The 11,917-nt window shown below is 41.8% G+C and carries 9 protein-coding genes; 2 read left to right on the top strand and 7 right to left on the bottom strand.

The genetic code is table 11. From position 1 onward, the window contains the following. Positions 1-213: 213 nt before the first annotated feature. Entirely contained in the window at positions 214-759 is a 546-nt protein-coding gene (locus BP621_RS14345; protein ID WP_292391175.1) for a helix-turn-helix domain-containing protein, read from the top strand. Positions 760-791: 32 nt separating this feature from the next. On the opposite strand, the gene BP621_RS14340 is transcribed toward BP621_RS14345, so the two are convergent. The 5 genes from BP621_RS14340 to BP621_RS14320 all read right to left on the bottom strand — a co-directional run bounded on the left by BP621_RS14340 (position 792) and on the right by BP621_RS14320 (position 5,027). Beyond that, positions 792-1,472, bottom strand: a complete 681-nt coding sequence (locus tag BP621_RS14340) for a fibrillarin-like rRNA/tRNA 2'-O-methyltransferase (protein ID WP_292391173.1) — start codon at positions 1,470-1,472, stop codon at positions 792-794. After that, the gene (locus BP621_RS14335; protein ID WP_292391171.1) at positions 1,473-2,483 is read right to left on the bottom strand and encodes an NOP5/NOP56 family protein; all 1,011 of its coding nucleotides are present in this window, start codon (positions 2,481-2,483) and stop codon (positions 1,473-1,475) included. It lies immediately after the preceding gene. Further along, a complete protein-coding gene (locus BP621_RS14330; RefSeq protein WP_292391170.1) occupies positions 2,480-3,445 on the bottom strand; it encodes a beta-ribofuranosylaminobenzene 5'-phosphate synthase in 966 nt (321 codons plus the stop codon). Before BP621_RS14330 ends, BP621_RS14335 begins: the two co-directional genes overlap by 4 nt. Positions 3,446-3,548: 103 nt before the next feature. Continuing rightward, positions 3,549-4,310, bottom strand: coding sequence for a DUF2953 domain-containing protein (locus BP621_RS14325; RefSeq protein WP_292391168.1), 762 nt, complete (start codon positions 4,308-4,310; stop codon positions 3,549-3,551). Between the two features lie 330 nt (positions 4,311-4,640). Further along, entirely contained in the window at positions 4,641-5,027 is a 387-nt protein-coding gene (locus BP621_RS14320) for a GerW family sporulation protein (protein WP_292391298.1), read from the bottom strand. 639 nt (positions 5,028-5,666) lie between these two features. On the opposite strand from BP621_RS14320, the gene BP621_RS14315 reads away from it, so the two are divergent. Then, entirely contained in the window at positions 5,667-7,346 is a 1,680-nt protein-coding gene (locus tag BP621_RS14315; protein ID WP_292391167.1) for a PKD domain-containing protein, read from the top strand. A gap of 196 nt (positions 7,347-7,542) precedes the next feature. On the opposite strand, the gene BP621_RS14310 is transcribed toward BP621_RS14315, so the two are convergent. Then, positions 7,543-9,867 carry an ATP-dependent DNA helicase gene (locus BP621_RS14310; protein WP_292391166.1) on the bottom strand — a complete coding sequence of 775 codons (2,325 nt, stop codon included), beginning with the start codon at positions 9,865-9,867 and terminating at the stop codon, positions 7,543-7,545. Positions 9,868-10,579: 712 nt separating this feature from the next. After that, positions 10,580-11,917: hypothetical protein (locus BP621_RS14305; RefSeq protein WP_292391165.1), on the bottom strand; the 1,338-nt coding region annotated here is incomplete at its 5' end.

Here is an 11,917-nt window from a genome sequence, read left to right as displayed (position 1 = left end):
TATCAAATTAAAATTAATATTTAACAAGTATTATGTAAAAATTCACTCTGCTTACAAGATAATGCTTTAGAAAAAAGGGAAAGAAAAATTTGTAATTAAAGTAAATTTGCTAAAATTAAAAATAAAAAAAGCAATGAAAAGATCGAATAGTTTACTTTACTTGTTCTAATAAAAACAATAATTATAAGTATTTGAGATAAAATAGAGCTCATCATGGTAGTAAACGTTATGCGGGATTCTGGACTGAACGGAGGCAGAGAAAACCTTTTCAAGGCGATTTCAAGTGACACACGACTTTCAATTCTTGAACACCTGAGTGAAGGAGATATGCATATATCCGGCCTGGCAAGAGAAATAGGGATTTCCGTGCCTGTGGCTGCTAAACATGTGAAAATATTAGAAAAAGCCGAACTTATAGAAAGAAAAAAGATCGGAAATACTCATATGATAGGAATAAAACTTAACAACGTCTATTCTTTTCTGGACCGCTTTGCAGAAAACAGGAGGCTTGAGGTTGAACAGGGTACGACTCTGCTTGAAGCCCTTAAAAGCGTGGCTGCCGTGGAAGTTAAGAAAATGGGAGACAGAGTTAAGGTTGTTTCTACGGATGGGGAAGAGGGATTTTATATATATGAAGTGGATGGCAAATTCTCGGATAAGACTGTAGACGAATATGAGTTTTACGAAGATGCCGTCGTAGAGTGGAAAAAGCTGGTGCCCGTAACGAAAAAAAGATTGCTGGTAAATATCAGAAGGTAAAAATCTCGAAAAATTCCTGAAAAACGGGCGTGTCACTTCAACTTTGCCAGAACTCCAAGATGGTCTTCATGATAGGGCTTCAGGTCCTTTGCATTAAGAATCTCAAATCCGGGCTCAAAAGCCTGTTCGAGTTTCTTCATCTCTGCCTTAAAAACCTCTTTAGGGTTTGCTGCAGTATCGATGCTCCGCGCTTTGATGGAAAGCAGGAGATATCCATCTTTTTTTAAAAAACGGATCGCGTTCCTTGCAGCGATCTCGGCCTGGTTGGGCTGTGCAACGTCCTGGAAAATAATATCTACAGGCTCAACGAGATGAGAGTAACTGTCCGGTTTTCCCGCATCAGCTAGAATTGGGTGGATATTTTTCCGCCTTGATGCGAGTCCTATAAGATCTCTCATGCTTCTTGGGGCAAATTCAACAGCATAAACCGCACCTTCCGAAATGATATCTGAAACATGACTTACCGTTGTGCCTGAAGCCGCCCCGAGGTAGAGCACCTTAGAATCTTTCTTAAGGGTGATATTGAATTTTTTCAGGACCATGGCTCCTAACTTGCTCCTGCGAGGGTCCCAGGTCCGGTACTCAACCCCTTCAACCGGGATCAGTTTTTCTCCATAAACGTTTTTTCCAGGGTCAAGGTTCTTTGTAGCAAGATGTTTTTTGTCTTTTATAACTTCAAAGATCCCATCTGACAGCTTTTTTACTTCAGGCATTTACTTTCTCCTCCTTTTTTTTGGCTTTGCTCCGCTTTCCTGCCTTTTTTGAGGAGGCCTGGGGTTCAAAGTCCTTATCTGCAGGACTTTCGCTTCAAGTCTTTCCGTAAGAGAGGGATTTTTTTCCCCTGAATAAAAATCAATGCGTGCAGCAAGGGAAAGCTTTGACGCAACTGCTCTTGATACCTTTCCCCTTACCCACCACGGCGCTGTATTTATTAGGGGGTGGCTGTAGATGATTCCGTGCTTAGGAGATGGAGCACGAGCCCTGAGGTGCTTGAAAAGGGCCTTGCTGGCTCCTATAACCTGAATGGTGCTGGAGGGAAACTCAGCAAGTTTTTCGAGGCTTCCTGCCAGACTTATCAACCTTGCCCCAAGCATTGGGCCTGAAACAAGTTTCAGGTTAGGGGCAACCAGTTCCATGCTGTTCTCAATATAAGCCTCGATTTGCCGCCTCCGTTCATAGAGGCTGCACACATTTTCTGCAAAACCTTTAAGGAGTGCTTCATCGGCAGGTTCAAGTTTTGCACCCATCGAGTTTCTGGCTTTCGAATAAAGCGGGTCTTCAGAACTGACATTTTCACGGGAACCATATTTTGCGATAAAAAGTGCAAGGTCTTCTCCGCCTAACCCGCTTTCCGGGAAATAACCTCCATACCATTCAAAAAGCCTTTCCGACAGGGCGTTTGTTGTTTCATTGATATCATCCAGGGCTTCTACAGCCTGAATAATTCGCTGGTCAGGAGTAAGAGCGCCTGAGACCTGAAGTTTTGCAGCTTCCAGAGTAACTTCGTGCAAAAGAGAGTAATATTCAGCAGGGGATTCTGCAAACCCGGATTTGAGAGCCGCAGTTTTGAGGTCAAAGCCTTCAGGAGGGAAATTCGACCTGCTGTCCCTTAAAGAAAGCGAATGCAGGGCAAGCTCCCGGATGTCTTTTGAAAGAAGACTGGATTCCAGAATTTCTCCGGCTCTGTCGGTTTCAAGAATTCCAAACCAGGTATTGATTTTCAATCCGGCCCTCCGTAGATGTCCGCACCCCGATTCCTTGCCTTTGTGAGCAGAACTCTCCCGCCAAGGGACTCATCAAGCATGCGCTGAGTTTCCTGCTGGAGCTTTTTGCCTTCCGCGACATTTCCGACAATGCCATAAACTACCGGTCCGAAAGAACTGACGCCTGAGCCGCTTGCTCCGTTATCATGCATGTAATTCTTGATATCCAGAACAGGCTTCGATTGAAGTTCAACTTCCCTTCTCTTAAAACCTACAGTCTGGAGATGATTAATTGCCTTACCGAAACTCTCCAGGTCTTCCTCGACAAGCGCAGGAAGCATCTGCATGAGGATTACGTGGCAAACTTCCTGAACCTCGGCAAGGGGAATTGGACAAAACTTTTTGAAAAGATCAACTTCTTCAGTATCATGAGCTCCTTGTCCATTGGGAATTACAAGGACAATAGGCCAGTCAGGAAAGTCTCTTCTGAAAAGGACAGGGCCAGGAGGTACACGGCTGGCTGAAGAAGGAGAAAATGCACCTTTATCCTTGAATTTATGTCCCCCATCCAGAATAAAGCCGCCATTTTCAAAAGCAGCAACCCCTATTCCGGATGTGCCACCCCTGCCGACAGCAACTGCAAGTTCCCTAACGCTTTTCCCAAGCCCATAAATCCTGTCTATGGCCACTGCTGTTGACAGTGCAGCCTGGGTCCCAGAACCGAGCCCTACATGATCAGGAAGACTATCTTTAATCTGGAGTTTTATTCCTTTTCCCGCCGGAAGAAGAGCCTGTGCAGCTTTTTGCATTCTGCCTGCGAGAAGAGAATTACCGATGACTTCTATGGTATCAGCTTCAGTTGCGGAAATTTCCAGGCCGGGAGACTCCAGGGTGATTCCTGCTCCTCCATCAACCCTGCCTAGCTCTGCATTGAGGTCTATCAGGGTAAGATGCAGTCTGGATGGAGACGCTACTCTAATCATGTCTATCTGTATCCTCATTACCTATTCATAAAGCTTAGGAATTAGACTTCCGTTAACTTGAAAAATTAAGTTTCGCTAGCTTAAGAATTAAACTTCCGCGATCTCAGGAGAGAAACTTCCTTTTTCCCCAAAGTTTTTCCTTTATAATCGAATAAGTAAAAGATAAAGTTTTCCCGTTAAATATAAATTTGAGCATTGGAAAAATTAGAGAATATATTCTTACACGAATCTCAATCTCCCCGCGGAAATCCATCATTGGATTCATAAATACAGGGTTAATGGAAAAACTGCAATGCCTGCAACGGCTGTAGGCCATTCCAGCAACAGCATGTATACACCCACAAAGTATGCCAGTATCTGCAGGATCAGCAAGCCCAAAAGTCATGTAAGACTCCAGACGCTTAATTTTTATCCCGTTTAGCAAATCGGAAAATAGTCGAAACAGAGGTCTTCTGAGAGATTTGTATGCCTCCAGGCCCCAGTGAAGTTTTTCTCTGGTAGTCATCTCTGATTCTGGAGCTTCTTCAGTTTCGGGCTTCTTTTTTCCTCTTATCTTTGCAATTATGCCTTGTTTTTCTTTCATCTCATTTATTTCTATTCTTTTTTCGTTATCCTCATTTATCATCTTTCTTTTTTCTTTACCCTCATCACTTTCTATTCTATTTTCTTTACTTTCATTCTCTTCTATTCTTTTTTCTTTACTCTTAATCACCTCTATTCTTTTTTCTTCAGCCTCTTTTTCTTCAATCTTCCTTTTTTTCTTCACTTCAGCCTTACCCTGTGTTTCTGTAGTGACTCGTGCCTTTTCAGTTTCCTGCAGAACGATCTCACTTTGATCCTCTTTTATTGTTTTGTCCTTTTTCAATTTCTCCGGTTCTTCGGGAAGGCTTTCGCTTTCCCCGGGTTCCTCGAAGGAAAAGGTATGGGAAAAGAGTAGCCATTTTACAGTGAATACGCCTCTAAGTTCTTTCTTTTCTTCCAGACTTAGAACCTTAAGCTTGAAAGTGAGACCTATTGCTGTAAGAATTATAAATAAAATGAACAGGAAAACCAGCAGAAGAAGAGTAATTACCAGCATATTAACAGGTTAGGAAGAAGAGGATAGTCCTGACTATCCTGAAAACCCAGACTTTTTAATTCCGCTCCCTGGAAAATTCCTTAAACAGGTTTTAGTTCCAGAAATTCGGTGGAAACTTTAGTGGAAACATCCCCCTTCTTCTATCTTGATTTCGGTTTCTTTTACAGTTTCCTTTTCCGGAGTTTCTTTTCCTTTAGCTTCCTGTTCCTGCAATATCTCTTCTTTTTTGCTCTTGCCTCTCATGCCTTTGAGCTTGTCCATTATCTCAGGCACAAGCTCAGGAATTGAGCTAAGGATCGACCCGGCGTCGCTTCGTTCAGAGATTCGGAAGATTCTGGCTTCTTCTTCTGAAAGCATAATGAATGCCACAGGCTCTATCTTCGCACCTGCCCCCCCACCTCCTCCATATCCCGATTCAGTGTCTTTCTTGCCTTCTCCTCCACCTGCTCCAAAACCCATAATAATCCTTGAAATTGGAATAATTGTTTTCCCTGAAGCAGTAATAGGGTCTCCGACTACGGTTTTGGTAGTCGCAATCCTCTCAAGTTCACCTGCGATTTCTTTGATAGTGGCTTCTACACCCAGCTTTTCATCCCCTTTTTGTATATTGTTTCGTATATGACGATGATAAAGGTTTTGTATTTTTTTATTTTTAATCTGATTTTGGATAGATCAAGTTTAGATTTAATCATATTTGAGTAATTCTGCATCTACGAATTTAAATCCATTTCTAATTTCAGGAGAATAACCTATTTTTACTGTTTTTAAGAACTATTATTCATTTACATGGGCAACTCAAAGTTAAGCTTCACTTATTTTGGGAGTAATGAATAGTTGAATAAAAATAAGTCAAGATCCTACAAATAAGATATTCTATTAAGTTAAGTGGCCTGGATTATCCGAATATAGAATTTACATAAGCAATATTTTTTAGATTCAATTTATTCGATTTAGCATCATTTCAGCACATTTATATTATATTATTTGAATTCCCGCTCAACTAAAGGGTTTTACTTTAAGAATTTTACGAAATGTAAGCAAATTCTTTGAATAAGAGAATGCCCTTGCATTCGAGCATTCACATTGGCATTCAGTGTAAACTTCTTACAATTACAATTAATGTTTCACTCAAAACTTCTTTTAGTGGACGGAGGAATTAAAATAAAAACATTAACCACCTTATTAGTAGCTATTTTTATATTAGCATTAATATCAGGCCCTGGAGCTGCGGCTGAGATTATAGTGCAGCCAGGAAGTTCGATTCAACAAGCTGTAAATAATTCAGGTTCAGGTGATATAATAACTGTAAAGCCCGGAACCTATACCGAAAATGTCATAGTAACTAAAGATGATCTTACAATTCGGTCAGAATCTGGGAACCCTGATAATACAATAATAAAAGCTAAAAATTCGGGTGCCAATGTACTCCTACTGCAGGGAGAAAATATAAAGATATCTGGATTTAAGGCTGTAGGAGCAACACGGTCCGGCTATGCAGGAATCTGTCTGTCTTCGTGCAGTAACTGCATAATCGAGAACAACAAGCTTTTGAACAACTGTTATGGAATTTATGTCCTGCGTTCCAAAGTGGACAAACTCTCAAAGAATACGGCTACGAATAATCTACAATATGGAATTGCGCTTGGAACTGCAACAGACAATATCCTTTCAGGAAATACGGCTTTTAGTAACGGTCGTGGGATCCATTTTGGTAACTCTGATGGCAACATATTATCAGGCAATACCATTCGAGACAACGATGTTTATGGGTTTTCTATGTGTCCTAGATGCGACACTAATCAGATTTACAACAATTATTTCAATGACACTGTAACTATCACAAACGGAATCGGAAACGTACTTAACACTAAAAAAACCGCAGGTACTAACATTGTAGGCGGCCCTTATATAGGAGGCAACTTCTGGGGAAAACCTGATGGTACAGGATTTTCCAATACCGCAATAGATAAGAATAGTGACGGAATTTCTGATTCCGCATACAAAAATATAGCAGGCAGCATCTATTCTGACAACCTTCCTCTAGTTATATATAAACCCGAGTCGAAAAAACCGGTTGCTGCTTTTTCTGCATCTCCAACCTCAGGAGCCGCGCCTTTGAATGTGACATTTACTGACAAAAGCACAGGGACACCGACCAAATGGAAATGGAGTTTTGGAGACGGGACATCCTCAACCTTGCAGAATCCAATGCATAAGTATTCCAAAGCAGGGAATTACACCGTGGCACTTACAGTAAGCAATGCGGCAGGCAGTAATACATTAAAAAAAACCGGATATATAAAAGTAGTAACAACTCCGACAAAGCCGGTTGCAAACTTTGAAGGTTCGCCGGTCTCAGGAAAAGCACCATTAACTGTTGCTTTTACCGACAAAAGTACAGGCTCACCAACTAAATGGAAATGGAGTTTTGGAGACGGGACATCCTCAACCTTGCAGAATCCAACGCATAAGTATTCCAAAGTAGGGAATTACACCGTGGCACTTACAGCGACCAATGCGGCAGGCAGTAATATTAAGATGAGATCTAATTATATCACAGTGACAGTAACTTCACAGACTCCGACTGCAGATTTCTGGGGTTCACCGCGTTCAGGAAAAGCCCCATTAAAGGTAACATTTACGGAGACCAGCAAAGGATCGCCAACCTCATGGAAATGGAATTTTGGAGATGGGAAATCTTCAACAGAAAAAAGCCCAAAGCATACATATTCAGCTGCAGGAACTTATACTGTTAAACTTACAGCAACCAATGCGGCAGGCAGCAACACCAAGACTAAATCAGCTTATATAAAAGTAACATAAGTGAAAAATTCATAAAACCAAGTTGCAAAAACCTTTTTGATAAACAATTAAATGCCTGAAGTCCAAAATATGAACGACAGGCAACTCTTCTTTTATTAGATAACAATATCAGATAACAACGCCGTTCCCAAATAGTTTTAAGATATCAAACAGTTGTTCTAAACAGTTTGAATTTTAGTATTTACCTCAAAGGCTTTCAAAGCTTTTCAGCAAGGTTCCCGAAATCCACACGACTTGAAGCCTGAGATTCCGACTCATTTTTTTCAAGATTACTAGACGTGACGCGTGCAAAAAATTCTTCCACAAGGCTTCCCACGTCCCTGGGTGCAATATCAATGAACTCTATCTTTTCTTCAGGCGGAAAATAGTCAAAAACCGAAAATTTACCGAGTTTACGCACCTGGGAACTCTGATAGCGTGAATCAAGGAGGATCCTTACCCCGTAGTCTTCCGGAGAACGCACCACCCTTCCCATTGCCTGTCTGACCTTCCTGATTGTAGGTACCTGAACTGCAAACTCCCAGCCTTCCCCACAGCCGAAAATCGCATCATAAGCAGACTCAACAGCCTTAATTCGGTCGTTTAGGGCCGGATACCCAATTCCCACTACAATCACTGTCCTGCCTCTGGAATCTCTGAAATCAACGCCTTCACTTAGCGTTCCCCAGAGATAGGTTATAAGTAAAGCTTTTCCTCCCTGCTCTCCGATTTTGAAAAATTCCTTTCGGATCTCCTGAGCTGAAACCCCTGTCTCATCAAGGAAAATAGGAATAGAAAGTTCAGGCTCAAGGAGTTTGGTATAGCGGAGCGCTTCAGCATAGCTCTGGAAGTAAATAATCACGTTTCCGGGCGACGCAACAGTAGCTGCAAGCAGGGTTTCTTTCACGTTCTCAAGCGTGTCCGGGCTGTCCCGGTTCTTTGCAAAAAGGGGAGGGATGGAAACCGCAAGAGTAAGCCTTCTTTCCCTGGGAAATGTCGTGCCGTAGGAAATCTCTTCCATTTCCCTTGAGATGCCAAGCGTGGATTTTATCATTTCGAAGGGTCGGAGTGTAGCCGACATGAGCACTGCCGAATAAACGGAATCAAGCAAGGGCTGGGTCACGTTTTTAGGAATGCATGTGAAAAGCTCGATCCTGCCGGCGATCCTGTCGCTTTTGAAATCCCTGCGCACGTTCAGAATTGGATAGTAGTTTTGCCTGTCCGAAAGTACGAGATAAGAAGATAAAAAGTCGGCAACATACCGGATCTGGGAACGTTTAGGAACCGCAAGAAGCCCTTTTTTGTAATTTTCCGCATAAATCTCTTCCATCCTTCCTCCGAAATCGCCAATCTCCCGCAGCCGGGTCAGGACCTTTTCTTCATCCGCAAAACCTTCCTTTATCGCTTCCCGCAAAAAGCGAGCTTTCAGGATGTCAAGGCGCTCATAAGGATCACTTATCTGAATATCCTGCCAGCGCTTTCCAAGCCTGTTCTTTTCCCCAAATTTCAATTTCGCGTCGTATGTATCCCTGAGAGCGGTCAGGAGGCAGGTAAACAGCTTTTTCGCATATAGCCGGGCCGCATAGTCCTGGTCAAGGGGAATGCCGCCTCCTGAACCAGTTTCTTTCCCGAACATAAGGGAATTGTCAGATTCGGGAGTCTCGCCTACTTCCGAAAGGGCTTTTTCGATAGTCAGTTCCGAGAGCATTATTGATGAATGGGAACGGGCAGAAGCCTCAATATTATGCGCCTCGTCAAAAATCAGGATAATATCTTCAGGGTCGCGTTCGAGCCATTTAAGCAGCATCATGAAAATGTCGGCGCTGAGGACGTGATGAAAATTGCAGATTAGAAGTTCGGCGTTTTTGAGTTCTTTTTTAAGCAGTTCATACCCGCACATATCCCGGTCTTCGGCATACTCCAGGATTTCTTCCGGGCTCCTTACATCGGAAAAAAGCCAGTTGGAAAATTCGTTACCTTCAAATTTGAGGACTTCATATAACTCCGGGCAGGAATTATTCCTCAAAGCCCGAGCTTTTTTCTTAGTTTCTTCAAGTTCTTTTTCAAGCTCAGTTCTCAGGTTATAGAGGGCAGGGTCTTTTGTCCGTTTGTATTTCTCATAGGCATCTTTGAGCTCTTTTTCTTTTGAAGATACTTCTCGCTCAAGGTCAAGGAGGTCATATGTATTTTCCCCTTTAAGCCTGCATTCTTCGTAATCGAGATTTTCAGGGCACATTGAAGTCTTGCCCTTGAAAACGATTGTTTTTATGTCGTTGTCACGGGAAATCTCTCTTGCCTCACTTATAAACTGAACCATCTGCTGATGGACATTGGTGACTATAATAACGACCTTGTTGAGTCTTTTCCCCACACTCAATGCAGGAGCAAGTGCACTCAATGTCTTGCCTGTCCCGCATGCCCCCTCAAAGAGTACGATTTTTTCACTCAGGAGAGCCGAATGAATTTTCTCCATGGCTTCTGCCTGGTTAGGGTAGCAACTCTGTTTTGTAAAATACTGCATATATCCGTTCTTCTGCGTCATACGTTTAACCTGGGATCTCCCAATTTCCGATTTTTTAGTGACTTTCTTGTCTGCCGATAATTCAGGAATGACTTTTAAAAATTTTAAATGTTTCTGGAGATATTGTTAAAGGAACATTGTTAGCTTTCTAAACTCATTTGATGTCAGTTTTCTAATTTATTATGTCTTCCGGATAAAAGCAAAATCCAACTAACATAAGATACAGAAGAGGATTTACTTTTACTTGATGAGTGGGTTTTGTTATTTAAAACCTATTTGAGATTACCCGAAAAAAACAATAGTGAGACCAAAACAAGAAAACTGCCAATTACATAATCATTGCTTATATTTCTGCTTTCTATATCATTAATCCATTTATTCGTAGTGTATTTTCGAAGTTGTGGCATATTTCGGCAGTCTCGCTAATTTACTGTAAATTTAAAGTTAATTTTTTGTACAATGAGTAAATTCCGTTTTCCTAATTTAGAATTTTCAAACTACCAACTTTTAAGATATATGATTTTACGGAAAAATAAACATTCTGCCCACAGCCAACCTTATGAGCATATAGAAGAGTTAAGCGAGCGCACGCATAAGTAGGCAGTTTACATTCATATCTTGATCCAGAAGAATATAAATTAAATAGCAAGCTGCTTCATGATAACACGGGAACCAAAAACCATAATTCTATTTTTGGAGCTGAGTCCTTAAAGGTCAGCTCCATTAATAGACTTCATTTAACTGTGATGCTTCTGGAGTAGATTAAGGATTTGCTTGGGACATCCACGATTTTGATAACCAGTTGATCCCCTTGATTAAAGTAAAGCTGTGTATTATTGCCGTACTCTTTAGGGATCAAAATGACTCTATCTCCACTTTTGAAGACTCCAAGCTCCGTGAAATTGAGGTAACGTTGATCATCTCCTTTCTGAAGTATAACCTTTGTTTCATCAGTAGATTTGAAATTAATTGTATCTCCCCCACGGTGCTCGATTACGAACTTGTAGATTGTATCTTGAGAACTAGCTCCTGAGAGAGAATTGCCTCCTGAGAAGGAACTGATTCCTGAGAGGAAATTGGCCCCTGGGAGGGAACTGCCTCCTGAGAGAGAACTGCCTCCTGAGAAGGAACTGATTCCTGAGAGGAAACTGGCCCCTGGGAGGGAACTGCCTCCTGAGAGGGAACTTGTCTCCTGAGACGAAACTGGCTCCTGAGAGGAGACTACATCTTGAGACTTGACTGCAGACTGTGGGGTATCTGCTCCGTTTACTGAAATCAAAACGACAAGGTCCTGAAAATCAGCACCATCGCTTTTCAGGTTTGTATTGCCCAGCTCAAAAAGATATATAGCTTCATTTTCTTTGAGCTTAATACTACCGTTCTTGATATAGCCCTTCACAAAGTCTTCAATTGAGTCCTGACCTTGAAATCCAGGGATATCAGGAACACGGTCTCCGTTCTTGAGAACCTTCAAATTGGGCGAATTAGTCGAAGTGTTAACTGTAAGGATTTTATCTCGTTTATTATATTCCCAGGAGCAAGCCTCGACCGTTACAGGCGTATTTGCATTAAAGGAAATTCGAGACTCCCATAAACTAGGATTTTCTCCATCATTGATATTCCCTTTCGATGGATTCGTGTAATCTCCCCAGGGATCTTCAATATGGTCCCCTACCTTGAGGCGGCAAGTAATCGGAAACGGTACCATTTTTTCTTCACCATGCACCTTAGCTTTTCTAATAAAAGCAGCACCAAGCACAGTTGCATTGACCGTGAAGTTTCCCTTAGGTACAACCGTATTGTTGTTTATAACAGTAAAATTCACGGTAAAATTCACATGGATGCTGTGGTTGGAGGACACATTATTGAAGGTGTATTTGGAGACCGGTCCTACGGATGCCCCATCCACCAGCACGTCAAGAACTTTATAATTTGCATCAGGCGTCATATTGAAGGTTACGTTGCTGCCGCCAAACACATACGTTTTTCCTGAGGGAGAAATACTGCCCCCGGTACCCGAAGAAGCCTCAAGTAAATAGTTATCTGCGGAAGAAGTATTATTCTCAGGTTC

The organism is Methanosarcina sp. UBA5 (genome assembly GCF_002505485.1).
In the GTDB taxonomy this organism is placed as follows: Archaea; Halobacteriota; Methanosarcinia; order Methanosarcinales; family Methanosarcinaceae; genus Methanosarcina.
The sequence above is the reverse complement of the archived record's forward strand: the minus strand, read 5'-3'. Positions and strand labels throughout refer to the sequence as shown.

Excerpts from the sequence above, each read along its gene's own strand:
- BP621_RS14345 (WP_292391175.1), top strand. The coding sequence starts at position 214 with ATGGTAGTAAACGTTATGCGGGATTCTGGACTGAACGGAGGCAGAGAA.
- BP621_RS14330 (WP_292391170.1), bottom strand. The coding sequence starts at position 3,445 with ATGATTAGAGTAGCGTCTCCATCCAGACTGCATCTTACCCTGATAGAC.
- BP621_RS14340 (WP_292391173.1), bottom strand. The coding sequence starts at position 1,472 with ATGCCTGAAGTAAAAAAGCTGTCAGATGGGATCTTTGAAGTTATAAAA.
- BP621_RS14310 (WP_292391166.1), bottom strand. The coding sequence starts at position 9,867 with ATGACGCAGAAGAACGGATATATGCAGTATTTTACAAAACAGAGTTGC.